General features: G+C 46.6%; 23 protein-coding genes, 2 rRNA genes and 1 pseudogene. 12 read left to right on the top strand and 14 right to left on the bottom strand.

Annotated elements, in window-relative coordinates; all coding sequences use genetic code 11:
• Positions 1-84: 84 nt before the first annotated feature.
• From QUB06_RS22675 to sufB, 5 genes are all read right to left on the bottom strand, one after another.
• Positions 85-717 (bottom strand): Uma2 family endonuclease, encoded by a 633-nt coding sequence (locus QUB06_RS22675; RefSeq protein WP_333437189.1) that lies wholly within the window; start codon positions 715-717, stop codon positions 85-87.
• A 134-nt stretch (positions 718-851) separates the two neighbouring features.
• On the bottom strand, positions 852-2,114 hold the full coding sequence (locus QUB06_RS22670) for a SufS family cysteine desulfurase (protein WP_333437188.1): 1,263 nt from the start codon (positions 2,112-2,114) through the stop codon (positions 852-854).
• Between the two features lie 166 nt (positions 2,115-2,280).
• Entirely contained in the window at positions 2,281-3,645 is a 1,365-nt protein-coding gene (gene sufD, locus QUB06_RS22665) for a Fe-S cluster assembly protein SufD (protein WP_333437187.1), read from the bottom strand.
• Entirely contained in the window at positions 3,642-4,433 is a 792-nt protein-coding gene (sufC, locus tag QUB06_RS22660) for a Fe-S cluster assembly ATPase SufC (RefSeq protein WP_333302109.1), read from the bottom strand. The genes sufD and sufC overlap by 4 nt, the downstream gene beginning before the upstream one ends.
• 281 nt (positions 4,434-4,714) lie before the next feature.
• A complete protein-coding gene (sufB, locus tag QUB06_RS22655; RefSeq protein ID WP_333437186.1) occupies positions 4,715-6,154 on the bottom strand; it encodes a Fe-S cluster assembly protein SufB in 1,440 nt (479 codons plus the stop codon).
• 186 nt (positions 6,155-6,340) lie between these two features.
• On the opposite strand from sufB, the gene sufR reads away from it, so the two are divergent.
• The 6 genes from sufR (at position 6,341) to rrf (QUB06_RS22625) (ending at position 8,519) form a co-directional block, all read left to right on the top strand.
• On the top strand, positions 6,341-7,045 hold the full coding sequence (gene sufR / locus QUB06_RS22650) for an iron-sulfur cluster biosynthesis transcriptional regulator SufR (protein WP_333437185.1): 705 nt from the start codon (positions 6,341-6,343) through the stop codon (positions 7,043-7,045).
• 89 nt (positions 7,046-7,134) lie between these two features.
• Entirely contained in the window at positions 7,135-7,542 is a 408-nt protein-coding gene (locus tag QUB06_RS22645) for a hypothetical protein (RefSeq protein ID WP_333437184.1), read from the top strand.
• A gap of 196 nt (positions 7,543-7,738) precedes the next feature.
• Positions 7,739-7,855, top strand: a 5S ribosomal RNA gene (gene rrf, locus QUB06_RS22640).
• A gap of 135 nt (positions 7,856-7,990) precedes the next feature.
• Positions 7,991-8,161: a hypothetical protein gene (locus tag QUB06_RS22635; RefSeq protein WP_333437183.1), complete on the top strand. Its 171-nt coding sequence runs from the start codon at positions 7,991-7,993 to the stop codon at positions 8,159-8,161.
• A gap of 10 nt (positions 8,162-8,171) precedes the next feature.
• Positions 8,172-8,357, top strand: coding sequence for a hypothetical protein (locus tag QUB06_RS22630; RefSeq protein WP_333437182.1), 186 nt, complete (start codon positions 8,172-8,174; stop codon positions 8,355-8,357).
• A gap of 45 nt (positions 8,358-8,402) precedes the next feature.
• Positions 8,403-8,519, top strand: a 5S ribosomal RNA gene (gene rrf / locus QUB06_RS22625).
• Between the two features lie 158 nt (positions 8,520-8,677).
• Here the strand turns inward: rrf (QUB06_RS22625) and QUB06_RS22620 are convergent.
• The 5 genes from QUB06_RS22620 to vapB all read right to left on the bottom strand — a co-directional run bounded on the left by QUB06_RS22620 (position 8,678) and on the right by vapB (position 12,213).
• Positions 8,678-10,540, bottom strand: a complete 1,863-nt coding sequence (locus QUB06_RS22620; RefSeq protein ID WP_333437181.1) for an ATP-binding protein — start codon at positions 10,538-10,540, stop codon at positions 8,678-8,680.
• 241 nt (positions 10,541-10,781) lie between these two features.
• Positions 10,782-10,895: a DUF6753 family protein gene (locus tag QUB06_RS34750; RefSeq protein WP_445251413.1), complete on the bottom strand. Its 114-nt coding sequence runs from the start codon at positions 10,893-10,895 to the stop codon at positions 10,782-10,784.
• Between the two features lie 5 nt (positions 10,896-10,900).
• Complete coding sequence (locus QUB06_RS22615; protein WP_333437180.1) at positions 10,901-11,116, bottom strand: hypothetical protein; 216 nt, start codon at positions 11,114-11,116, stop codon at positions 10,901-10,903.
• Between the two features lie 53 nt (positions 11,117-11,169).
• A complete protein-coding gene (locus tag QUB06_RS22610; RefSeq protein ID WP_333437179.1) occupies positions 11,170-11,814 on the bottom strand; it encodes a hypothetical protein in 645 nt (214 codons plus the stop codon).
• 177 nt (positions 11,815-11,991) lie between these two features.
• Positions 11,992-12,213 carry a type II toxin-antitoxin system VapB family antitoxin gene (vapB, locus tag QUB06_RS22605; protein WP_333437178.1) on the bottom strand — a complete coding sequence of 74 codons (222 nt, stop codon included), beginning with the start codon at positions 12,211-12,213 and terminating at the stop codon, positions 11,992-11,994.
• 216 nt (positions 12,214-12,429) lie between these two features.
• Between vapB and nadC the strand changes: the two genes are divergently transcribed.
• The gene (gene nadC, locus QUB06_RS22600; protein ID WP_333437177.1) at positions 12,430-13,293 is read left to right on the top strand and encodes a carboxylating nicotinate-nucleotide diphosphorylase; all 864 of its coding nucleotides are present in this window, start codon (positions 12,430-12,432) and stop codon (positions 13,291-13,293) included.
• Positions 13,294-13,640: 347 nt separating this feature from the next.
• Here the strand turns inward: nadC and QUB06_RS22595 are convergent, their stop codons facing one another.
• Positions 13,641-14,669 carry a C39 family peptidase gene (locus QUB06_RS22595; protein WP_333437176.1) on the bottom strand — a complete coding sequence of 343 codons (1,029 nt, stop codon included), beginning with the start codon at positions 14,667-14,669 and terminating at the stop codon, positions 13,641-13,643.
• Positions 14,670-15,152: 483 nt separating this feature from the next.
• Complete coding sequence (locus QUB06_RS22590) at positions 15,153-16,481, bottom strand: pitrilysin family protein (RefSeq protein ID WP_333437175.1); 1,329 nt, start codon at positions 16,479-16,481, stop codon at positions 15,153-15,155.
• 238 nt (positions 16,482-16,719) lie between these two features.
• Here QUB06_RS22590 and QUB06_RS22585 point away from each other — a divergent pair, with 238 nt between their 5' ends.
• Complete coding sequence (locus QUB06_RS22585; RefSeq protein ID WP_333437174.1) at positions 16,720-17,592, top strand: ABC transporter permease; 873 nt, start codon at positions 16,720-16,722, stop codon at positions 17,590-17,592.
• Positions 17,593-17,605: 13 nt separating this feature from the next.
• On the opposite strand, the gene QUB06_RS22580 is transcribed toward QUB06_RS22585, so the two are convergent.
• The gene (locus tag QUB06_RS22580; protein WP_333437173.1) at positions 17,606-17,968 is read right to left on the bottom strand and encodes a hypothetical protein; all 363 of its coding nucleotides are present in this window, start codon (positions 17,966-17,968) and stop codon (positions 17,606-17,608) included.
• A gap of 319 nt (positions 17,969-18,287) precedes the next feature.
• Positions 18,288-18,560: pseudogene (locus QUB06_RS22575) on the bottom strand (DUF1348 family protein).
• 52 nt (positions 18,561-18,612) lie between these two features.
• On the opposite strand from QUB06_RS22575, the gene QUB06_RS22570 reads away from it, so the two are divergent.
• From QUB06_RS22570 to QUB06_RS22555, 4 genes are all read left to right on the top strand, one after another.
• On the top strand, positions 18,613-19,347 hold the full coding sequence (locus tag QUB06_RS22570) for a class I SAM-dependent methyltransferase (protein WP_333437172.1): 735 nt from the start codon (positions 18,613-18,615) through the stop codon (positions 19,345-19,347).
• 99 nt (positions 19,348-19,446) lie between these two features.
• Entirely contained in the window at positions 19,447-20,235 is a 789-nt protein-coding gene (gene modA / locus QUB06_RS22565) for a molybdate ABC transporter substrate-binding protein (RefSeq protein ID WP_333437171.1), read from the top strand.
• 27 nt (positions 20,236-20,262) lie between these two features.
• A complete protein-coding gene (locus tag QUB06_RS22560) occupies positions 20,263-22,773 on the top strand; it encodes an ATP-binding protein (protein WP_333437170.1) in 2,511 nt (836 codons plus the stop codon).
• Positions 22,774-22,833: 60 nt separating this feature from the next.
• On the top strand, positions 22,834-24,126 hold the full coding sequence (locus QUB06_RS22555; RefSeq protein ID WP_333437169.1) for a response regulator: 1,293 nt from the start codon (positions 22,834-22,836) through the stop codon (positions 24,124-24,126).
• Positions 24,127-24,265: the final 139 nt, after the last annotated feature.

The following is a 24,265-nucleotide window of genomic DNA, read 5'->3' as shown; positions in this document are numbered from 1 at the left end:
CTTTTGTTAAACCGCATATTTTTCACAGGCGGGACGCCCGTGCCACAATGAACGCGGATGGACGAAAGGGCGATATTCACCGCTTTAGATTTTTTCCCTAACCCAAATTCTAAATGATTTCAGTAATGCAATTTCTCCCATTGTTTTAGTCTGCTCAAAAAACCTACTCATTTCTGTTGATGATAAAAAGGGAAAAGCAATACTGAAATTGCATTCAACATAGTCCTCGGAAGCTAACTGATAAAATTTTAAAACTCGCCCGTTATATCTCCAGAGTTCGGGTACGCCAAGTGCCGAGTAAATTCCTGACTTATTAATTGAACTGCTGGTAATATCTATTTCAATTGCCAAGTCGGGCGGTGGGGCAGTTTCTAAGTCTAGTTCTTGCCTGCCTCTGACTGCTGGTTCACTTTGAATATAATAACAATTGTCAGGTTCTATACCCTTTTTAGCCTGTTCTTGCTTGAGAGTCATTGAGCCAGCACTTTTGATTTCAATGCCGAGTTCTTCTGCTAAAATGAAAATGAAGCGATCAGACTGAATCTTGGGATTTTCATGTTCGTATAAAGGACTCATAATTTCCAACATCCCGTTATCATAAGCTATGCGATAACCTCGCTTATCGCCTATTTCTTTGAGCAACGTTTCAAAGGTTGACCAGCTAATGTTTTCTAGCAGTGTTCTTTGTTCGGCTAAACTTGAAGTAGTAGCAATCATCTCAAAATCTCCTTGAGCTGAGAAAACTCTAGTTTTATTTTACCACAGGCCCAGATACTATCAAAAAGGGGGTTCTTTTTTTGAACCGCCGACATCGGCGGTTCAAAAAAAAGCCATTTCAATCACTAATTAACTTATCCCATAATCCCAGCAAAAAAGTCGATCGTCTCTTTCAACGCTTTCACAAACACATCAATCTCCTCGCGAGTATTGTAAAAATACAAACTCGCTCTGGCAGTAGATGAAACGTTCAAATAGCGGTGCAAAGCTTGCGTGCAGTGATGCCCGGAACGAATCGCGACTCCCTCCTGATCTAACATGGTAGACAAGTCTTGAGGGTGAATTTCTCCGGCTGTAAATGCCGCTAATGCAGCCCTACCTTCGCCGTTGCTGTCTGGTTGCGGCCCGTAAATTTTGATTTCGGGAATTTGCCGCAATTGTTGGAACATATAAGCATTCAATTCTGCTTCGCAAGCGTGAATCTTATCCATGCCAATGTTACTAAGATAATCGATTGCTGCACCAAGGGCGATCGCCTCGCCGATTGCAGGGGTGCCGGCCTCAAATTTGTGCGGCAAATCGGCATAGGTGGAATAATCGAGAAACACGTCAGCAATCATCTCGCCGCCGCCGAAAAATGGAGGCATTTCTCTCAGCAAGTCCAGTTTACCGTACAGAAAACCGATGCCAGTCGGAGCGCACATTTTGTGACCGGAAGCAACCAGCCAATCGCAATCTATTGCTTGCACATCTACTATCATGTGCGGCACGCTTTGGCAAGCATCAATTAAAACTCTTGCGCCGAAACTGTGGGCAATTTTGCAGATTTCTTTGACTGGACTGATGCAGCCCAAAGTATTAGAAACGTGAACGGTTGACACCAATTTAGTTTTATGGGAAATCAGGGTTTTAAACTGTTCCAAGTCAAACTCGTTAGTTTCCGTTAACTCCACAAACTTCAGCACCGCACCGGTTCTTTGAGCAATCATTTGCCAGGGAACGAGATTGCTGTGGTGTTCCATCACAGACAGGATAATTTCATCTCCGGCTTGCAGATTGCTCAAGCCCCAAGAATAAGCAACCAAATTAATCGCTTCGGTGGCGTTGCGAGTGTAAACAATTTCTTGCCGCGACGCCGCATTTACAAAAGCAGCAACTTTGTCTCTAGCACCTTCGTAAGCATCAGTCGCTTTGGCGCTGAGAGTGTGAGCGCCACGGTGTACGTTTGCATTGTATTGTCCGTAGTAATCACGCCAAGCGTTGAGCACGGCTAGGGGTTTTTGAGAAGTAGCTGCATTGTCTAAATAAACTAGCGGTTTACCGTTGACTTTTTCATTCAAAATTGGGAAGTCGCCGCGAACTTTTGATGCAAGTGTTTTTTCTTGAATAAGTGTCATATTTTTTGAAGTTAGTGATTTGTCGTTGGGTGGCGGCGGGTTTACGAGATTGTTGGTTTTAGGCAATTATTATTCGTGAAACCCGCCCATACAGGCTGTTATAAATGGTGCAAGATGTTGTAGGGACACAGCATTGCTGTGTCCTCTGTGTCCTCATCTTTATGAGTTATCCTTGGATAGCGACGCAGGTAGAAAGCATTTTCGCCACCCCAAGAATCGGTAATTGATTGAGCATTTCCGCCGCAAAAGCATCGATTAGTAAATAGCGACTTCTTTCTAAATCCAAACCGCGACTTTGCAAGTAGAAAAGTTCATCATCTTCTAATTGACTGACAGTTGCACCGTGGGAACATTTAACGTTGTCGGCGACAATTTCCAACTGCGGTTTAGTGTCTACGCGAGCTCTCGGCGACAGCAACAAATTCCGGCTCAATTGTCCGGCATCTGTCAATTGGGCGGCTTTGCGAACGAAAACTTTGCCGTTAAATACAGCGCGAGCTTTGTTGCCGACAATGCACTTGTGCAATTGGCGGCTTGTACCGTGGGGGTGATTGAAATCGATTACACTGTGAGTGTCTGATAACTGTTCCCCAAAGGCTACGGTTAAGCCGTTTAAAGTTGTTTCGGTGGCTTCGCCGCGCTGAAATACTTCTAAATTGTGCCGCGATATTTTGCCTCCCAAGCTGATAGCATGGCAAGTGTAACGGCTATTGCGAGATTGCTCGATCGCACTTTTGCCGATATGAACAACCTCTCCACCTTCCCGCTGAAGCCGAACGTGATTCACAGTGGCGTTTTCGCCGACAATAACATCCGTTACAGCATTAGTAAAGGCTGGTACATTACCGCTAGTTGCGTAATCCTCAACCAGCGTCACATTGCTTCCAGGCTCAGCTATGACCAAGCAGTGCGGCTGAGACATCGTGGGAGATGCACCGGGCGCTGTCAGGAACAGCAAGTGAATCGGAAGGTCGATCGACATATTGGCCGGCACGAACACCACCGCAGAATCCGCCAAACCCGCAGTATTCAGCGCGGTAAACACCTCGGTTTGCTGTCTGTGCTTGCTCAAAACATCGCTGATGCGCCCTTGATATTTTTCAGGTACATTCGATAGATTACCTGCGTAAAAGTCGATCCTCTTCGAGGGCTCCGCTAACGGCAAATTAGGCAAAACCAACGACTCCACCGTTGACAAATCCGGCGCATAAAAACCGTTGACAAATACCAATCTTAATGGTAAATCATCCCGATTTTTCACTGGCATAATGATATCAGCCAGCTTAACTTTTGACTGATTGCTCTGCGGTATATGAAAAGGAATTTGCAACACCGACGACAAATCAGTAAAGCGCCATTCTTCATCCCTCACCGTCGGAAAACTCGAAGAAAGCACGTATTCAGTCGCCGCATCCCGCAAATCCTGCAACCCGTAAGCCGCACTTTTGCTATTAACAGCCTCCAACTTGCCGCACTGATTAACCAAATCAGTCAAAAACATTTCCCTACTAGCAACTTGCGTATTCATCATCGCGCGCCTACTCCTGCTGCTTCCTCTTCCACAACCCAGTCATAACCGCGCTCTTCCAATTCCAGCGCCAACTCTTTCGGGCCAGTCAAGATAATTCTACCGGCTTCCATGACGTGAATAAAATCAGGAATAATGTAATTCAGCAACCGTTGATAGTGAGTAATCACCAACATCGAATTCTCAGCAGTTGACAACTGATTCACACCGCCGGCGACAATCTTGAGAGCATCGATATCCAAACCCGAATCAGTCTCGTCCAAAATAGCTAACTTCGGTTCCAACAGGGCCATTTGTAAAATTTCATTCCGCTTTTTCTCGCCACCGGAAAAACCCTCATTAACGCTGCGGCCTAAAAAAGAATCATTCATCTTGACAATATCCAGCTTTTCCTCGATTAAATCTTGGAAATCAAAAGCATCCAATTCTTCCAAGCCGCGATGTTTGCGGTGAGAATTGTAAGCCACGCGCAAAAAATCCAGATTGCTAACGCCGGGAATTTCCAAAGGATATTGAAAAGCCAGAAATACGCCAGCCAGAGAACGTTCTTCCGGCGCTAATTCCAGCAAATTTTGACCTAGAAAAGTAACTTCTCCGCCCGTTACCGTATAAGCAGGATGGCCGGCTAATATCTTGGATAAAGTGCTTTTACCCGAACCGTTGGGGCCCATAATCGCGTGAATTTCACCCGATTTTATTTCCAGATTCAAACCCTTAAGGATTTGGGTATCTTCCACATTCGCAGTTAAATCGCGGACGGATAGCACCACTTGACTATTTTCTACAATCATCTATTTTTGTCCTTTTCCTCAATGCACTTTACAGTTTTTTTTCTCGTTCCTCGGCTGTACCCATTGGTGAGAATTTAACGTTAAACCGATAGTCCGCCAGGGAATGAATTCCCTGTCTCAAAGCTAAAGTCCTCTGAAGAGGACTGAGAAGAAAATTTTTAAACTCATTAGTCCTGTTTAGAGGAGTTTAGCTATTAGCCAAGGAATTCATTCCCTGGCGGACGGGGAGCTTAAGTTGTCACCGATGGACTCGGCCAGGAAGGGTTTCTCGCCCGCGAAAATTATCCGACACTTCCTTCTAGCTTCAGACTCAACAGCTTATCAGCTTCCGCCGCAAATTCCATCGGTAACTGATTGAAAACATCTTTACAGAAACCGCTAATCATCATCGAAATAGCATTTTCTGCGGAAATTCCCCGCTGTGCGAAGAAGAACAATTGCTCTTCCCCAATCTTAGAAGTAGAAGCTTCGTGTTCGACTTTAGCAGTGTGGTTCTGCACTTGAATATAAGGGAAAGTATTCGCTTGAGCGTTATCCCCAATCAGCATGGAATCGCACTGAGAGTAATTACGAGAGCCTTTAGCGTTCGGCCCCATTTTTACCAAACCGCGATAGCTGTTGGATGAATTACCCGCCGAAATTCCCTTAGAGATAATCGTGCTGCGAGTATTTTTACCAATGTGGATCATTTTTGTGCCGGTGTCAGCTTGCTGTTTGTTATTTGTCAGCGCTACTGAGTAGAATTCACCCACCGAGTTGTCGCCGACTAACACGCAACTGGGATATTTCCAAGTAATCGCTGAACCGGTTTCTACTTGTGTCCAAGAAATCTTAGAATTGACTCCTTGACACAAACCCCGTTTCGTCACGAAGTTGTAAATGCCGCCTTTGCCGTTGGCGTCGCCAGCGTACCAGTTTTGCACTGTGGAGTATTTGATATCCGCATTGTCCATTGTTACCAATTCCACGACGGCGGCGTGCAGTTGATTGGTGTCAAACATCGGCGCGGTGCAGCCTTCTAGGTAAGACACAGAACTGTTTTCTTCGGCCACAATTAGGGTGCGCTCGAACTGGCCGGAATCTCCGTTGTTGATGCGGAAATAGGTTGACAATTCCATCGGGCATTTGACGCCTTTGGGAATGTAAACAAAGGAACCGTCGCTGAATACGGCGGAGTTGAGGGCTGCGAAAAAGTTATCGCCGACTGGTACGACGCTGCCGAGATATTTTTCTATTAATTCGGGATAATCTTTGACGGCTTCTGAGATGGAACAGAAAATAACACCATCTTTGGCTAACTTTTCTCTAAATGTTGTGGCAATTGAAACGCTGTCGAAAACGGCATCGACGGCAACATTTCCCAGCCGTTTTTGTTCGGAGAGGGGAATGCCGAGTTTCTCGAAGGTTTCTAGGAGTGTCGGGTCTACTTCGTCCAAACTGTTGAGCTTTTTGGGCTTTTGTTTGGGCGCGGAATAGTAGATAATTTGTTGGTAGTCGATCGCGGGATAGTTGACGTGGGGCCAGGTGGGCTCGGCCATTGTCAGCCACTTCCGGTATGCTTTGAGGCGGAATTGCAGCATGAATTCCGGTTCGTTTTTCTTGGCGGAAATCAGGCGCACTACATCTTCGCTCAAGCCGCGGGGGATGGTGTCTGACTCGATGTCGGTGACAAAACCGTATTTGTAGGGCTGGTTGACTAGGGTTGTGACTGTAGAGCTCATTAATTTTGCGCTTTCGAGTGTTCTGGATAAGTCTCTCAAAGATGGCAGACGCTGAACTGTCGGGGACCCGGCCAGTTCTGGGGGCTGCTCTGGGAAGTTAAACAACAGTTTTGTTGCTTTAGTATATTTTAAGCTACATTAACAACAGTGATATTGTCAAAGTCAAATTAATAATTTTTTGTGAAGATGATGGAGACTACTCAGCAGACTTCCACGAAACAAGACATCCTGGAATATTTGCTCAAGGGGGGGCAGGGGACGGCTCTTGAGTTGGCGGAGTCTTTGGATATCAGCCCGCAGGCGATTCGCCGTCACTTGAAGGATTTGGAAGGGGAGGGGCTGATTCAGTATCAGTCGGTTCAGGCTGGGATGGGGCGGCCGCAGCACATTTATGAGCTTACCAGTCTGGGGCGCGATCGATTCCCGAATCGTTACGGCGATTTTGCAGTCTCTTTCTTGGATACTTTGGCGGAAACCGTCGGCCGCGAGCAAGTGATTACTATCCTGCGAAAACAGTGGCAGCGCAAGGCTACGGACTACCGGCGGCTAGTGGGTGCGGGTTCGCTGCAAGAACGGGTGACTAAGTTGGTGGAACTCCGCAGGGCTGAAGGTTATATGGCTGAGTGTTATCCTGTAGAATCTGTAGAGGTTGGGATCTGCGATCGCGCTGGTTTGGACGATCGATTTGTGTTGATGGAACACAACTGCGCGATTTCTAATGTTGCTGAAACTTTTCCGAGTGTCTGCGGTAATGAGTTGGAAATGTTTGCGGCGGTTTTGCCGGATTGTATTGTGGAGCGGACTCATTCGATTATTAATGGGGAACACCGCTGCGGTTATTTGATTGCAAGGAAGAAGGAAGAAGGAAGAAGGAAGAAGGAAGAAGGATGAGAATTTCAAATGCCCAATTACCAATCCTAAATTCCAATTACCAATTACTAATTACCACTTACTAATTACCAATTACCAATTTTTAATATATGGAACCGCTAGCAGATTTTTTAAAGCCGGAAGAGTGTGCCGAAGTTGATATGGCGCTGCTGTCGTCGAAGGAAAAGTTTTCGGCGCGGGTGGCAATTTATGCTTTGAGGGTTCTGAAGCAAATTTCTGGGGAGACGGGTTGGCCCGTGGCTGAGGTGACTAATGGGCAGGTGATGGATTGGATTAAGAATGATGAGAGTATTAAAGGGTCGATCGAACTTGATGCGAGTTTTGAAAACTTTTTTACGAATTTGGTGGTGGCGTCTTTGCGGCCTTTGAGGCAAATTGCGACAGAAGCCGAGATACCGATCGAACAATTAACAGTTAAGCAGGTCGTGGCGTGGTTTGAGAAGGACGGGAAGATTCGCAGAGAGCAGGGAACCGAGGCGGCTTTTTTGGATTTGTGAGTTAAAGGTCGATCTGCCGCACCCCCAAACTAGGCCTCAAACCCCGATAATTCCAGCGGTTTCGGGCGATCGAAAAAAAGTTTTGGCAAAGGGGTTGACAGACAAAGGGAAACTTGATAAGGTAATTAAGTCGAGCGAAAGAGATGCAGCGCATCAAACTCAACGCAGACACAGGATTAAAAGTTTTCAAAGCTTTCCTGGTGCTTATGATGTAATGGAACCACTCCGATCCATCCCGAACTCGGTTGTTAAACGTTGCTATGGCGAAGATACTCGGCGGGTCACTGCCCGGTAAAATAGCTCAGTGCCAGGTTAATAATAAATTAAAGCTCTTTTCCCGCAACAACGGAAAAGGGCTTTAGTTTTTTGGTGAATAATTACTCATCTACACAACAGCAAGTCTTGGGCCATTTGTAGAAATCTCAATATTCTCGGCCAGGAACAGATTTTGGGTCGATCGAACTTGATGCGAGGAAAGGAAAACTTTTTTACGAATTTGGTAATTGCGTCTTTGCGGCCTTTGAGGCAAATTGCGATAGAAGCCGAAGGGGCGATCGAACAATTAACAGTTAAGCAGGTTGTGGCGTGGTTTGTGAAGGACGGGAAGATTCCAACATAACAAGGTGTCGATGTGGCTTTTTTCGATTTGTGAGTTAAAAGTCGATCGGTCTCACTGGCAAATAATACGTCAAACTCGGCTATTGGGGGCGGTTTCGGGCGATCGAAAAAAAGTTTTGACTTTGGGGTTGACAGACCGGGGAAAACTTGATAAGGTAATTAAGTCGAGCGAAACAGATGCAGCGCATCCAGCTTAATATTAAGCAGAACGCAGACACAGGATTAAAAGTTTGAAAAGCTTTCCTGGTGCTTATGATGTAATGGAACCACTCCGATCCATCCCGAACTCGGTTGTTAAACGTTGCTATGGCGAAGATACTCGGCGGGTCACTGCCCGGTAAAATAGCTCAGTGCCAGGTTAATAATAAATTAAAGCTCTTTTCCCGCAACAACGGAAAAGGGCTTTAGTTTTTTGGGGAGTTAGGCGAAAAGAGAAAGTGAATATTACAACTAAAACCTCATCGCAGATCACCTCAAAAGTCGAACAGAAAACCTTTCGGCGGTGGGGCGCATTGTGTTAGACCGCATCACGCTTTTGCTGTTGGAAAGGGATTTGAAGGACAAACTCCGTTCCCTTACCAGGTATTGAGAAGCAATCTAACTTGCCGCCATGTTTCTCAGTGACAATCTGATAGCTAATCGGCAGCCCCATGCCCGTTCCCTTACCGACAGACTTTGTAGTGAAGAATGGATTAAAGAGTCGTTTCTGAACAGATTCAGGCATCCCCATTCCGTTATCAGAAATTGCAATTTTTACCCACTTTGAATCAATCATTGCAGTCCGAATGGTAATCTGGTTGGGATTTTCCTTGAGTTCCTGATAGGTTCGTTTGACGTTGGCTTCTTCCAGCGCATCAATGGCATTTGCCAGGATGTTCATAAACGCCTGATTGATTTGACCAGGATAGCATTCTATTAGCGGTAGATTACTATAATCACGAATTACTTGAATCGCTGGACGCTCTGATTTATCTTTCAAGCGATGCTGCAAAATCAACAATGTACTATCAATGCCCTCATGAATATCAACGGCTTTGAAGTCAGCTTCATCCATTCGTGAAAAGTTGCGGAGTGACAAAACAATCTGACGAATGCGATCCGTGCCGACTTTCATGGAGTCGAGGACTTTAGGTAGATCGGCTTGGATAAACTCCATCTCAATATCTTCCGCCTCAGCTTGGATTTCGGGTACTGGGTCGGGATAGTAATTCTGGTAGAGTTGCACCAAACCTAATAAATTGTGGGCGTATTCCTGCACATGAGTCAGGTTGCCGTGAATGAAGTTGACTGGATTGTTGATTTCGTGTGCCACCCCTGCCACCATTTGCCCCAAAGCAGACATCTTTTCGCTTTGCACCATTTGAACATGAGTGCGTTGCAGTTCCTCTAAGAGTTGTTGCAACTGCGTATTTTTGTCGCTGATCTCTTGGGTTCTTACCTCCACTTGAGATTCAAGGGTTTGGCTGTAGTTTTCCAGTTGTTCGTTGGCTGTTTTCTGTTGCTGTAACAGTTGTTGAACAGCGCGAATTAATTGGTTAAAAGCATTAGCAAGCGTTCCAATTTCATCATTTTGCTCAACAGTCGCTTGTAACTCAAAATTAGACTCTTCAGTGGCTCGTCGGGCAACGCTGGTCAGAGATTGAATGGGTTGGGCAATTGCTCGGCTGGTCAAAACTGCCAAAAGAATGGCGATCGCAACAGACAATCCAATGCTCGCCGCCACAATTTTCTCTGAAACTGCGTTCGCTTGTTGTTGCGAGCTTTCTGCTTCTTCAAGTTGTTGGTAAGCTTGGTCAATTAAACCCACCAAATCATCCGAGATGCCATCGAATTCAAGCGCCAAATCGCTGTTGGTAAATTCCAAGATCAGCGCTTGGGCTTGCTCAACATCAGTGGGTGATGCGAGATTCAGGTTGCGAATTTGTTCAACTCGGCGTTCTAATTCCTGTGAGTAGCGTTGTGGTATAGGGTCATAGGTTTGCAACAAGGCTGTAATCGTTGCGTGACGCACACCAGCTTGTAGGGTAGGAGACTTTGCCACAAATGCCTTAAGTTCAGCCCAAATTCCTTGGATTTCAGCTTTATGCTTCAGCAAGTGAGCATATTCATCTTGAAATTTTTCTGGGTATTGCGCTAGAGGAATGAGTTGTTGTTGGTGGGTTCGGGTTTGGAGAACACGAGATTGTAGGCGATGCAGAAGTTCCACTTCGTTGCGTACGTGTTCTTCTTGCTCTTGAGCCTGTTTTTGATAGTAACGCCCAACTCCAAAACCAGCAATTGTTCCAGACACAGCAATGCCTAGAGCAAGGGCGTATCCTAAACCGATCTTTTGCCCAACTCTGAGACTGGATAACCGTTGTCCTAAACTCTGGTGCACCATATAACCTTCTCTAGCCCTACAGGAGATTTGCTTGACCAAGTGCCCCTATTTGCTCATTTTAAGCCTTTAAGTTTGAAAACGGAAAACTCCTATGTTTAGGATAGGTTTTCCCTTACAGGGTTTACGTCTTGAATTTACGCTTTTCTAAAGGCTCTACCTAAACCGTGTACAAGCCCGAAGTAGCTGGCCACCGCGCCACTTCTAAAGCTATCCCCAAACGACGAACATCTTTTTTGCATTCTCAATTAGCAAAACTATCCGAATTCCACCGGATCAAATTTCGTGCAAAATTCGCCTCAGCGTTAGTTGCCCACCCTAAAGTCTCCCCCTGCTCTTGAGTTAGATGAACTGCTATAGCTTTTACTGTAGCTTAAATTCGCTATGCGGCTCATTAGTCCTTACTTCCAAGCGAGCGACTTCCTTGAACCATTTTGCCCAAGCTTTAGCAATATCGTCTGGGAGTTTGGGCTCAGCTATTGTATTTTGGTGCTTGTGCATCACAAAGTCTATGAAGTCGCTGACTTCTGGCAAGAATGATTCGGGAAGTTGCTGCAATAAGGGCGATCGTAATATCACGAATACTCATCATAATTGCCTCTTTCAGCCGCATTGATTTTAATACAATAATCTCATGAATAAGCCTCTACAGTAATCTGCCAATCATTATCCACTTTTTGGACATGGAGGCTAGGAAGGGTCTGAAGTATTTCAATCAATTTCAGATCAGGACACACGCTTCGTATGACAGTTCGTATTGGTTGCTTATAATCCTCGTGAAACTTTTTACTCAATACTGCAATTGTCACAAAATTCTCAGGCTGATTTACCATCAAACTCTCGATAATTTCTATCAAAGCGATTTCCAAGTCATTTACTGATTTAATGTCAAGAATTAAGATTCGCTGATATTTTGAAATCCTTTGAACTTGGCGAGGTGAGATATCTTCAGTACCCTCAGCCTTCACTATCGTTGGCAAGCTTTCATAGACTTTCTCAGGTCGCTTACGCTTCATTCGGTCTTTGATTGAGGTTGCTTGATACTCGTCAAAACTAGGGACTACTGCCTGAAGAAGAGCTACATAAAACTCTTGCGGTATTGGAGTGCCGTAGATCGAAAAGCGCCCGCTACTTGTCAAAAGACTCCTCAAACCGTAGCTATAACCTTGAACTTTTGCCACTACTTCAAGTGACACTCCATACTTTTTATAAAATATCTCCGTGAGCCTAGCCACGGAAATCCAGGGATTGCCGTTCCTACTGGATTCAATAGCCATGAGGTTTTCCAGCTCTTCGAGTAGCAGTGGTAGCCACGAGGACGGATCTTGATGAGACTCCATTTTTTTTAATTACACCTCAGTAACAATGGGCGTGACACATAACTACAAGTTTATTGCCGACTATTCCATAATTCTTTGAGTTTGGCTTCCCTCACCGGAAGAAGTCTGAGTTTCTCATGAAACTTCACAGTCATTTAAATCTTCGAGAGGTTCATCAAAATCATCTGACATCCAGATTTTATCTTTCCAAATTCCAAGTCCGCCTCGCTTTGTCGGCTTTTCTTGAGTTGAGTTTTTAGCCTGCTTTTCGATCAAAAACTCAATATAATGAAGCACTTCTGTCTGAAGAGACTCAGGGAGTTCTGCTAATTTTTCTAAAATGACTGGCTGTATCATGGTTTCTGCTCGCGATCGCCCTATCTATTCCATTAAAGCACCAACACCCAATGTCAGCAACAGAATACCCCATCATCTAGCCCGATCGCCCCCGCCTCCCAAATTGCGATCGCCACACGATCACTGACACCATCATCATTGTGCAACTTGCCTAAAATCGCCCGATCGACTATTGTTCCTAGTAGATATCATCTTGATATAACAACCAACAAAAACATGACTGCAATATTACCGCCTTGGATAGTTTTAGACTCCCTATTGCACAACTGGCTACTAGAAGATATCGGTAGGGGCGATCGCACAACATCGGCCTTATTCCCCGCAAACAGCATCCAGGGTACTGCTAAATGGATTGTCAAAGAAGCTGGTGTCATTGCCGGATTGCCAATTGCCGATCGCACATTTAAACTTTTAGACAGCAGCCTCTGTTTCATCCCGCAAGTACCGGAAGGGAAACTGTGCCAAAAAGGAGAAGTAATCGCCGAGATTTCCGGCAATTTCGACGCGCTGCTAACCGGAGAAAGAGTAGCATTAAACTTGGCAATGCGTTTGAGCGGCATCGCTACATTAACTCAGAAATATGTTGACAAAATTGCCGACTTGCCCGTGCAATTGGTGGATACGCGCAAGACGACGCCGGGGTTGAGATTGTTGGAAAAATACGCAACTCAAATCGGCGGTGCTTGCAATCACCGGATGGGATTAGATGACGCGGTGATGATTAAAGACAATCACATTGCGGCGGCTGGGGGAATTGCAGAGGCGATCGCCCTAATTCGCAATTCTATCCCCTATCCGCTGACGATCGAAGTCGAAACCGAAACTCTCGCTGAGGTAGAGACAGCTTTGCAGCACAAAGCCGATATTATCATGTTAGATAATATGTCCTTTGATTTGATGCGGCAGGCTGTGGCAATAATTCGCCAAAAGAGCGATCGGGTAAAAATTGAAGCTTCCGGCAATGTTACTTTAGAAACAATTAGAAGTGTCGCCGAAACCGGAGTAGACTATATTTCTACCAGTGCTCCGATTACGCGATCGACTTGGCTGGATTTGAGCATGAAAATTCAGAGTCATTAGTCATTAGTCAGCAGTCATTAGTGAGAGAAAATATGGCTAATACCAAATCCGGCTTTAATAGCCTCTTTATTCTTTAGTCCCCCTCCGATCAGACGAAAGTTTGACTCTTAAGCGATTTCAATCGACGAATAATTCAAGAGACAACTTATCTGTTAGCTAATGACTAATGATGATATAATGTCCGATAAATTAACCCTAATATCCCGGTCGGGGCGGGTTTTTGAGATTGTCAATTATTGGCAGGTATTGTTGGTGAACCCGCCCCTACAAAAATCGCTGTCGATCGATCGGACATGATATGACTAATGACTAATGACTAATGACTAATGACTAATGACTCTTAACGATTACTTCGAGATAAAATGAACCCAAAAATTACCGTCAGGTATACAGAGGCTGCGGATTAAGCGGTAAGTATAGTGCAAGTAAGCACCGCTGACACTTGTATCGTAGCCAGTTCGGAACCACTCGCCATAGGGATCGTGGACGAAGAATCCCTCGCTGTCGTAGCCTGATGCAACTATAATGTGACCGAAAGACGTGAAGTATCCGTGGATGACAGCGGGATTTCCGCTGGCTAGCCAATCTTGAACGTCATCAATAGTTGCATTCTCGGTAAAGAAATCTTGAGCGCCGTAATCTCTAACAATCTTTGCTAAATCGTAGGGGTCCCAGCGACTGTAACCTTTGGCGATCGCATATTCGTAGAGTTCGTCTTCATATTGCCCGCTTTGTTTGCGCCGTGGCACTTTCAAAAAGTCCATACACATCGCTAATGAAGTTACATTGCAAGAACCTGTAGGATTATTCAAGTTATCCATTTGCGATCGATAAGGAATGCCAAGCCTAACAGTTGGGGGATTCGGTTTGGGAAAAAACAGAACGCCGTCTTGAGTAATTTGAGCGTGCCCTCCGAAAACATACCAAACCCCTGAACCTTTGAAAGACTCGTTGCGGAGAGCAACTCTGATGTGACCGCGAGTGGGAGCAAAAGCCAGGATCTCAAACTCTTTTCCTGCTGGTATTGCTTGTTTTTCCGAGTCCTGAAGTTGAGAAGACGCCAGCGGTTTCGATTTCAAAATCGTGTCTCTAAGCGTTTTCAGGATCAGGGGATGTGTGGGAATCTCCTCTGGTTTGGTTTCGATTAGCTTTTTGGCTGTGACAGCTCCCAAAAAACCAGCTTCGCCGCACTTCATCAGAGTTTGAAATCGGTGGAGTGCAGCAGTAGAGAGAGGGCCAAATTCCCCGTCTACGGGAGGCTTCAGTAAACCCAGGTCAATGAGGCGGCTTTGAATTTGGGCACTGAGTTCGTCGTTAGCAGCGATTGCTTTGACATCGTACCTAATGTTTGAGTTGAGAAAGTTTTGTAATTTCATGCTTGCGTGCCCCTGTCAATCGATTTTAGATTTTAGATTTTAGATTTTAGATTTTAGAATTACGACCGCAGATAAATCCGGTGGCCCCATACCAAATTGCTCGATTGTCAATAATACCCTGTTTATCGTCTCATAAAATTACGGTAATTTTGCCGCTCAATCGATTTTAGATTTTAGATTTTAGATTTGAGAATTACGATCGCCGATCAATCTGGTTTCCCTAGACTAAATTGCTGGCTCGTCAATAATTCCCAGTTTATCGTCTCATAAAATTACGGTAATTTTACCGATCGCACGTACCTTAAAGGCTTCATATTCATTATTTGATACAAAACCTTCAAGGCGCGGGCCGATCGAATTTCACGCACTATTGACTAAAAATCCCTGGTGCGCGTTGACATTGTTTCTACCGAATTCCGAATGCCGTTGGATGCCTCAAAAGCAGAGGGATGGGAGAATTGCCCTGTTGAGGCGAAGTCAGATTTATGCTTCGTCCGGGCGAATTACCACCACACCCATCGCGTCGGGAGACAGATATTTGACAGCGGCTTCTCGCAGATCCTCGGCAGTCTGAGCTTGGATGCAGGCGGCATAGTTGAGGGCGGGAGCGATATCTCCTACCATCGACTGATAGTAACCGTATAAACTTGCTCGATCGCTCGGAGTTTCGTTACCAAAGATAAACCGATTTGCTACTTGAGTGCGGATGCGGGAAATTTCGGCATCTGTCACCAGTTCGGTTTGGAGAGTGCGGATGTGTTGGACGATGGCTGCTTCCACTGCTGGCAAGTTTTCTGTCGCTAGTTGAGCGGAAATTGAGAATACACCGCCAAGTCGCTGAGTCATGTTGCTGACCGAAATTGACGAGACTAGCCCTTTTTCTTCGCGCAAATCCTGAACCAAGCGAGTTGTGCGGCCGTGACCCAATATTGTCGCCAAAACGTCGAGGGCATAAGTTTCTGACATTTCCATGAAACCTGGCACTCGCCACATCACGATCAGTCGGGCTTGCTGAAGGGCAGAGTCTACAAATTCGCGGCGGACTGTTTCTGTAAACGGTGATTCTTGGCCGTAGTTCAGGATTTGGGGTTCTGGGTGAAAGTTGCCGACAGCGGGCACATTTATTTTGTTGTTTTGTGCTGTACTTTTTGCTGCAAAACTGTCTGCGACAATTTCTATTAGTCGATCGACTGGCAAATTGCCGACAGCTACGGCTGTCATCGCCCCTGGGTGATATCTGGTGCTGTGGAAATCCCGCATTTGTTGCGCTGTCAACTGTTCGATTACCGCAGTCGGGCCGAGTACCGGTCGCTTGTAGGGGAGGACTTCAAATGCTAATTCCATCGATCGCTGATAGGTGCGGCGGCGGGGATTGTCTTCCGATCGTCTAATTTCTTCTAACACTACCAGCCGTTCTCGATCGAAGGCGTCGTCGGGAATGCTGGCGTTGAGCAACACATCGACTTGCAGGGGAGCTAGTTCGGCAAAATCTTTAGGAGCTGTGGTGATGTAGTAGTTAGTGTAGTCTTGGCTGGTGGCAGCATTGGTGACAGCGCCGCGTTGCTCGATCGCGCGCTCAAATTCGCCACTGGGAATGCTGGGAGTTCCCTTAAAAATCATGTGTTCTAAAAAGTGAGCCATCCCGTTAATGTCGTCTGGTTCGACGGCTGAGCCTAAATTGAGCCACACGCTGAGGTTAACAGCATCGACCGGCAAGTGTTCGGCTATAACGGTGAGGCCGTTGGGGAAATGGCGGATTGTTGGGGCGTTGAGGGGCGATCGGGCTGAGGTTTTGAGTAGGGTGGATGTCATTGTGCTTTTAAATTGATCTTGTTCTCTATATCTTAAAGCGTCTTTAACGAAGGGCTCAGGCATTCGGCATTTGGCGGGAAAAATGCAATTGGATATGGAGGGTAATCCACGCACCGAGTTTTTGGTCTCGCGGAAGAAGTCTTGTTAACGTATTTCTGCGATCGCGATCGTTAATTTATCCTAATAGTTGCCCAAGTCCTCAGTTTTTTGGTGACAACATTCGATGGAAAATCGAAGATTGAATAAAAACTTAGTATTTCCACAAGCAGCTTTTCAACGATTTTGGCGATCAACTTCGGGGAAAATCGGCTTAATTTTGACTGTAGCGCTGACGATCGCGGCACTGTTGGCCCCCCTACTTTCCCCTTACGATTCGGCGGTCGATCGAGATTATTTGTCGCGCTTAGTGGCTCCTAGCGCTAAACATTGGTTTGGCACCGACGGTTTGGGGCGAGATTTGTTGGTGCGGGTGTGGCACGGATTGGGGATATCTTTACTTGTTAGCCTGGTTTCTGTGGGTGCGGGTTTAATTGTGGGAACGCTTTTGGGGCTGGTGGCCGGGTATTTTCGGGGGTTGCTGGAAATTGCGATCGGCACTTTGGCGGATATTTTGTTAGCTTTTCCTTCGATTTTACTGGCGATCGGCGTTGTTACCGTCACCGGGCCGAGCCTGCAAAGCGTAATTATCGCTGTCAGCCTCGTGCAAATTCCGATTTACATCCGCTTAACTCGCAGTATGGTGCTGTCTCTGCGGGAACAAGAATTTGTTTTGGCTGTCAAGGCCTTGGGCGCCAGCGACTTACGGATTATTTTTCGCCACATTTTGCCGGGAAGTCTCGCGCCTCTAGTTGTACAAGCAACTCTTTCGACTGGTACGGCGACACTAGAGGCTGCTGGTTTGGGTTTTTTGGGTTTGGGCGCACAGCCGCCGGTTCCTGAGTTGGGGACGATGCTTTCTGATGCTTTTAAGGGCGGATACGCTCTTTCGTCTCCTTGGACTATTTTGTTTCCCGGTTTGCTGATTACCTTGACTGTTCTGGGTTTCAACCTTTTGGGCGACGGGCTGCGAGACGCTTTAGACCCCAGATCCAATGCTGCAGCAAGGAAATAGCAATATTCAGAACTTACGCAGCAAGCACAGTATTTGAGCCATACTGTGCGTCCTCTAAAAATTGTTCAGGTATGCTCAAACTTTTGGCGGGAGTTGAAGCCATTTCAAAGTCGTAGCCTGGGCTGCCGACTGAGGTGATACCCGCTATGACTGGCTGCATTAAGATTAGCCCGGATAGGTGGCTGTCGCGCCCGATCGCGATCGTTAATTCTGCGACTGATTTATTGACTTTTTGCACCAGCAAACTCACAAAGGCTTGCCTCAAAATAGTGGCCATTTCCGGGGTGGGGTTAACCTGTTCGTCTGGAACGCCTTCAATGGCGATACCGCGAATGTCTGAACCATGTTGCAACTTTTTTAAGTTATACTTTTGCACTATAATCAATAGTAACTTGTCAGCTAAGTATCAGTTTACGACAAATTTTAACCAGGAATTGTTAGCTTTGCTATCATCAACAAATAGGCAAGCTTTAACAGCGACTTACAAAAGTTATTTAAAGCGCTAACCCAACATGAATTATCTCAAATCCGGTTAGAAATCAATGATATACAAGTGCGCTCCTCCCGCTCGCTATCGAAAGCAAGGCGGGAGAGTGGGAAAGTGGGAGGATTTCTCTTGTGCCATCTTCCCTTTTCCTTCGATGTTCGGGGATTATTTCAAGGAACAAATCCGCACTCTGACTATCATGCCACTGCTATTCAAAGCGCACAGAAATCAGCTTCTTTGTAAAACTCCCCAGTTCTTTTTTCAAACAGTAGTCTAGTTCTCTTGCCCACTTTCGTTTTAATAAAGCCTTGATTTGTTACCTTCCACTGAAGAATTAGGCAGGGTTACGCCACGGTGAATCTTCGGTGTAAGCTAAAGCTACTCGTTTTAGTTCGCGACTATTCCAGTCATCTTCTGCGATTTGAACTTTAGTTTTAGCAGTTTCCGGCGTAAAAGGTGGCAGTGGTGGTTTAGTTTCCATCGGGTTGAATGATTTTGCTCCTTTTCAAGGAGTCATCGAACCTAGCATAATAATGAACACAGCACAAGACCACTATAACCAGCAACTTGCTGCCGTTTACAGTTGGATGTCAGGAAATCCTGAAGGAGCGATCGAACGAAATCACGCTCTTTTTTGTCAATTGGGGCTCGACTCCGCACCGCGAGGATTAGCCATTGATTTAGGTGCAGGCTCAGGATTTCAATCTATTCCTTTAGCGAAATTAGGCTTTTCGGTAGTAGCTATAGATTTCTGTGATGCCCTACTTTCAGAGTTACGCGATCGCGCTAAACATCTTTCCATCCGTACCATTCACGACGATCTGCTTAATTTCTCGCAACATATTCAGGAACAGGCGCAGCTCATTGTTTGCATGGGCGACACACTTACACACCTAGAATCATTGAGTGCTGTCGATTCATTACTTTTGGACATTGAGCGCTCGCTGATTGAGAATGGGATGTTCATTTTAACTTTCCGCGATTATGTTTCAGCGGAGCTTCAGGGAACTCAGCGTTTTATTCCTGTACAAAGTGATGAAGGTACAATCCTCACTTGTTTCTTGGAGTATCAGGAAAACAGCGTAGCAGTCCATGACTTACTCTATCAAAAACAGGGCGATCGGTGGTCATTCAGTGCCAGTTCTTACCAAAAACTGCGGCTCAATAAAAATTGGTTGTGCGATCGGCTATCTGAAATAGGTTTACAGGTACTTCAGAACGAGATGATTAATGGAATGGTTTGTATCATTGCCAAGAAATTATATTAAAGACTTTATATTAAAGACAACCGAGACTCGCTGTAGTGACTGTTCCGAAATTTACAGCCCCATCCAGGGCTTAGAAACTGAAATCTCAGGAAACCTGATATGAAACTCCTCCGATGGCTGACATTGTGCTTCCTCTCCTTGGCGCTCACCCTCTGGCTGGGTTGTTGCTCCTGGGCACCCCAAATCCAGGCGGTGACGCTCAATTTGGCTGTGTCAGGCATGGTTCGCACTGCCGTGGAGGAAATCGATCAAGTCTATCAGCAGGAACACCCCCATATCTGGTTGAATCCGATATTTGCCGGAGCTGCCTTAATCCGGGCAGCCGTTGACCAGGGAGAACCTTTTGATGCGGTTTGGTTCGCCGATATTGCACCGCTGGATGTGTTGCAAGCCCAAGGGCTAATTCTGCCCGAAAGCCGTCGGGAGTTAGTGACCACCGATATTGTGGTGATTGCTGCGGCTGATTCTGCGGTGCAACTGACTGATTTGCACGAGTTAGCGAGCGATCGCCTCAAAACGGTGGCAATGGGCAACAAAGATTTGTCGGCTGGCAAATATAGCCACGCCATTCTGAGTCGGTTAGGCATCCTTCAGGCTGTGGAGTCCAAGGCAGTCTGGGCAAAGGTGGATGTGCGGGAAGTCTTGCGAGCCGTCGAGCAGGGAGAGGCAGAGGTGGGCATTACCTTTCTGCCAGAAGCCAAAGCCTCTGCCAAGGTCAAGGTGTTAGCCACCGTATCGCCCGACCTCTATGAGCCACTTCGCTCCGGTGCCGCTGTGGTTAAAACCTCTCCCCATCTTCAGGAAATGCAGGCGTATCTGGACTTTTTAAGCACCGATCGGGCAATGGCAGTCTTTCAAAAATTTGGACTCCGCCCTCTGGGGTCTTAGATCGACGAAACTAAGCACGAGACAGATATGTTGAAACAACCCTCTAACTTTCTCAAAACCGTTGCCGGGAGCCTGGGAGCAGCTACTTTCCTGGCAGTAGCAGTGAGTGGAATCGCATTTTGGAGCGCTAACCGCACCTTAGAAACTAACCGCCAGATCGCCCAACATCTAAAAGCGCTCAATTGTTTGGAAGCGTTGACCAGTGCATTTCAGGATGCTGAAAAGATCCAGCGGCAATACCTGCTCGCGCAAAACAAAAATGACTTGAGGAAATTTGGGCTTCGGACGATCGATGTCGATCAAGAATTGCGACAATTGCAAAGGTTGCTAGAGAACGATCCCCGCCAACAGGCAGCTACCAAGCGCCTGGAAGAATTTCTCCTGCGTCGCCTGGAGCAACTGCGGCAGGGCGTGGAACTCCGGGACACCAAAGGGCTGGCGGCGGCGATCGATCGCACCCCCCCACGACTGCTCGACGAGATGACGCTGCTGACCCAGCAGATCGAAGCGATCGAAACCGTAGGGTGGCGACAGAAACAGCAAGTTGCCACCCACACAACCCTTCTGGCAATGATGGCATTTCTGGTGGGCATCGTCCTCAACCTAGGAATTATTTTGTGGACTTACCGCCTGATTTGCAGTGAAATCCTGAAGCGGAATCAAGCCGAAACCGACCTTCAGCAAAGTAACCAGACGTTTCAAAACCAGACTAGCCTGTTGCAACTAATCCTCAACAGCATGAGCGATGCCGTGGTCGTTGTCGATGAAAACGGTCGATTCCTGGTGTTTAACCCCGCTGCCGAGCAGATTTTTGGCAAAATAACCGACGGCCAGCCGGAAGAATGGTCAGAGCAGTATGGACTGTTTCTATCCGATGGGGTAACTCCGCTCCCAACAGAGCAAATTCCCTTAGTGCGGGCTGTTCGGGGTGAGCAGGTAGACAATATGGAAATCTTTACTCGTCATCGCCATGCCCCAAAGGGTTTCTGGCTGACACTTAGTAGCAGACCGCTCAAAGATGCCAGTGGTGCATTGAAAGGGGGAGTTGTTGTGTGCCGCGATATTAGCGATCGTAAGTTGGTAGAACTAGAGATATTGCGCGCAAAAGAAGCTGCCGAAGTTGCCAACCGCACCAAGAGCGAGTTTCTTGCCAACATGAACCACGAACTCCGCACCCCCCTCAACGGCATCCTCGGCTATACCCAAATCCTCCAGCGCGACCCCGGCACCACCGCCAAGCAGATGAAAGGATTGGGGGTGATTTATCAATGCGGTTCCCATTTACTCACCCTGATCAACGACATTCTAGATTTGTCCAAGCTGGAAGTGCAAAAGATGGAACTCTATCCCCAGGATTTCCATCTGGCTAACTTCCTCTCTTCTACTGTGGATATTTGCCGCGTCAAGGCAGTGCAAAAAGGCGTAGAGTTTCATTACCAGCCCGCGAGCAACCTGCCCACTGCCGTCCATGCTGACGACAAACGCCTGCGGCAAGTGTTGCTCAACCTGCTCAGCAATGCGGTCAAATTTACCGATTTTGGCACCGTCACGTTTCGGGTAGAAGTGGTGGACTCAGAAGACTCAAATTCACAACTCAAAACTCAAAACTCAAAACTTTCAAGAATTCGCTTCCTAATTAAAGACACTGGCATTGGCATTGCCCCAGACAAACTCTCCACGATTTTCTTACCCTTTGAGCAGGCCGGGAAACGCGATCGCAACATCGAAGGTACTGGACTAGGACTTGCCATCGGTCAACAAATCCTCCAGAAAATGGACAGCGAAATTCACGTCGAGAGTGTAGTGGGCCAGGGCAGCAGTTTTTGGTTTGAGATCGACTTGCTTCCAGCATCGGATTGGACAACACAAAATGCGATCGCCAACCATAAGGTTATTGGTTATCAGGGCGAACGACGCAAAATTCTGGTCATTGACGATCGCCAAGAAAACCGTCTGGTGGCAGTGAATATGTTGGAACCGCTAGGCTTCAAGCTGACAGAAGCTGATAATGGGCAGGCAGGTTTGGATACCACTATCCAGACGCGACCCGACTTGATTATTACCGATGTACATATGGCGATTATGGATGGCTTAGAAATGACCCGTCGCCTGCGACAATTGCCAGACTTTGCCCAAACTCCGATCATTGCCTCCCCTGCTACCCTGTCTCAGGTGGATATACAGGAAAGTCTCGATGCAGGGTGCAATAGCTTTTTCCCTAAACCGATCGAGTTTACTGGGTTGCTTGCCGAATTGCAGCGATATCTACAATTGCAGTGGATTTATGAAACCGAAACAGAGGCGACTCAACCCGCTGTCAGCAACGCCGATGAGGTTAGCATGATAATACCACCTGCTGCAGAACTGGCAACTCTCTATGCTGCCGCTCAGGGTGGTTTTATGACCGATATCCAGCAGGAAGCCCATCGCTTGAAGCAATTAACGCCGGAATATATTGCCTTTGGGAACCGAGTTCTAGAACTGAGTCAACAGTTTGATGAGGAAGCCATTCTGCGTCTAATCGAGCCACGGGTTTAGCCACTTAATATCGATCCACCATGAACCATTCATCCCTTCAATACGTTTAGGAGTTTGCTAATGTCAGCCTATTCAATCTCTCAAGAAAACACGATCTTAGTAGTAGATGATACCCCAACCAATCTGCAAGTATTGTTTGATGTGTTGAGCGAACAGGGCTACCGGGTGGCGATCGCCAAAAATGGTGAAACTGCCCTGCAACGAGTGCAATCGTCTGAGCCAAATTTGATTTTGCTGGATGTGATGATGCCAGGGATCGATGGTTTTGAAACCTGTCAGCGGCTCAAAGCTAATCCCGCCACTCGCGATATTCCAGTTATTTTCATGACCGCCCTCTCCGACTCGGTGGATCAGGTCAAAGGGCTGAGCCTGGGTGCTGTAGACTACATTACCAAGCCGATTCAGCATGAAGAAGTCTTGGCACGGATTCGGGTGCATCTCCAACTGCGGAATGCTACCCGGATCATGGAACAGCGCACCAACGAACTCAACCAGGCTTTAGAAAGTTTCAAGCAAGCCCAAGTCCATCTAGTGCAAGGTGAAAAAATGTCTGCCCTAGCCCAATTGGTGGCGGGAGTGGCACACGAAATCAACAACCCGGTGAATTTCATTCAAGGCAACCTGAACTATGTCAAACAATACACTCAGGAGCTGCTGGACTTGGTGCAACTGTACCAGAAGCACTATCCCAATCCGGTAGCAGAAATCCGAGAGCGGGCAGAATACCTGGATCTGGAATTTTTGCAAGAGGATTTTTGGAAGGTGCTGGGTTCGATGAGAATGGGGAGCGATCGGATTCGCCAACTGGTGCTCTCCCTGTGCAACTTCTCCCGCCTTGATGAAGCGGACTGCAAATCTGTTGATATCCATGCAGGTATCGACAGCACTCTGTTGATTTTGCAACACCGTCTGAAAGCCAGACCCGATTTTCCTGCCATCCAAGTCATCAAAAACTACGGGCAATTACCGGAGGTTGAATGCCACCCCAGTCAACTCAACCAGGTATTCATGAATATCATCAGTAATGCGATCGATGCCTTGCAGACATCAGGTGTCAGGGATAACCAACAACCTACCATTACCATCAGCACCTCGATCAGTAGTGCTAATTCGATCGCGATTAGCATTGCCGATAATGGAGTCGGTATCCCGGAACTCATTCGCTCTCAACTATTCGATCCGTTCTTCACCACCAAACCCGTGGGCAAAGGCACTGGTTTGGGACTGTCGATCAGTCATCAAATCGTCACTGAAAAACACGGTGGCAAGATTGAGTGTGATTCCACTCTGGAGAAGGGCACTAAGTTTGTCGTACAGATTCCGCTGCGGCAGGTCATGGCACAGGTTGCTTAAAATAACTGTTAGGGTTGCCGCAACAATTATCAATCAATTTGAATACTCTTTATCTTAGAGAAGGCTCTCCTGAGTTTATGGTGTAAAATGTACATACTAATACATTTACCATTATGAGCTTCCATCTAGACTATCTATT

It is taken from the genome of Microcoleus sp. D2_18a_D3 (assembly GCF_036702455.1).
GTDB lineage: Bacteria > Cyanobacteriota > Cyanobacteriia > Cyanobacteriales > Microcoleaceae > Microcoleus.
The sequence above is the reverse complement of the archived record's forward strand: the minus strand, read 5'-3'. Positions and strand labels throughout refer to the sequence as shown.

Bases quoted from the DNA above. Each gene is read 5' to 3' on its own strand.
- sufC (WP_333302109.1), bottom strand. From the start codon at position 4,433: ATGATTGTAGAAAATAGTCAAGTGGTGCTATCCGTCCGCGATTTAACT.
- nadC (WP_333437177.1), top strand. From the start codon at position 12,430: ATGACTGCAATATTACCGCCTTGGATAGTTTTAGACTCCCTATTGCAC.
- sufB (WP_333437186.1), bottom strand. From the start codon at position 6,154: ATGAGCTCTACAGTCACAACCCTAGTCAACCAGCCCTACAAATACGGT.
- modA (WP_333437171.1), top strand. From the start codon at position 19,447: ATGAAACTCCTCCGATGGCTGACATTGTGCTTCCTCTCCTTGGCGCTC.
- QUB06_RS22560 (WP_333437170.1), top strand. From the start codon at position 20,263: ATGTTGAAACAACCCTCTAACTTTCTCAAAACCGTTGCCGGGAGCCTG.
- QUB06_RS22590 (WP_333437175.1), bottom strand. From the start codon at position 16,481: ATGACATCCACCCTACTCAAAACCTCAGCCCGATCGCCCCTCAACGCC.
- QUB06_RS22675 (WP_333437189.1), bottom strand. From the start codon at position 717: ATGATTGCTACTACTTCAAGTTTAGCCGAACAAAGAACACTGCTAGAA.
- QUB06_RS22555 (WP_333437169.1), top strand. From the start codon at position 22,834: ATGTCAGCCTATTCAATCTCTCAAGAAAACACGATCTTAGTAGTAGAT.
- QUB06_RS22570 (WP_333437172.1), top strand. From the start codon at position 18,613: ATGAACACAGCACAAGACCACTATAACCAGCAACTTGCTGCCGTTTAC.
- QUB06_RS22610 (WP_333437179.1), bottom strand. From the start codon at position 11,814: ATGGCTATTGAATCCAGTAGGAACGGCAATCCCTGGATTTCCGTGGCT.
- sufR (WP_333437185.1), top strand. From the start codon at position 6,341: ATGATGGAGACTACTCAGCAGACTTCCACGAAACAAGACATCCTGGAA.
- vapB (WP_333437178.1), bottom strand. From the start codon at position 12,213: ATGATACAGCCAGTCATTTTAGAAAAATTAGCAGAACTCCCTGAGTCT.
- QUB06_RS22645 (WP_333437184.1), top strand. From the start codon at position 7,135: ATGGAACCGCTAGCAGATTTTTTAAAGCCGGAAGAGTGTGCCGAAGTT.
- QUB06_RS22620 (WP_333437181.1), bottom strand. From the start codon at position 10,540: ATGGTGCACCAGAGTTTAGGACAACGGTTATCCAGTCTCAGAGTTGGG.
- QUB06_RS22595 (WP_333437176.1), bottom strand. From the start codon at position 14,669: ATGAAATTACAAAACTTTCTCAACTCAAACATTAGGTACGATGTCAAA.
- QUB06_RS22670 (WP_333437188.1), bottom strand. From the start codon at position 2,114: ATGACACTTATTCAAGAAAAAACACTTGCATCAAAAGTTCGCGGCGAC.
- sufD (WP_333437187.1), bottom strand. From the start codon at position 3,645: ATGATGAATACGCAAGTTGCTAGTAGGGAAATGTTTTTGACTGATTTG.
- QUB06_RS22630 (WP_333437182.1), top strand. From the start codon at position 8,172: ATGTGGCTTTTTTCGATTTGTGAGTTAAAAGTCGATCGGTCTCACTGG.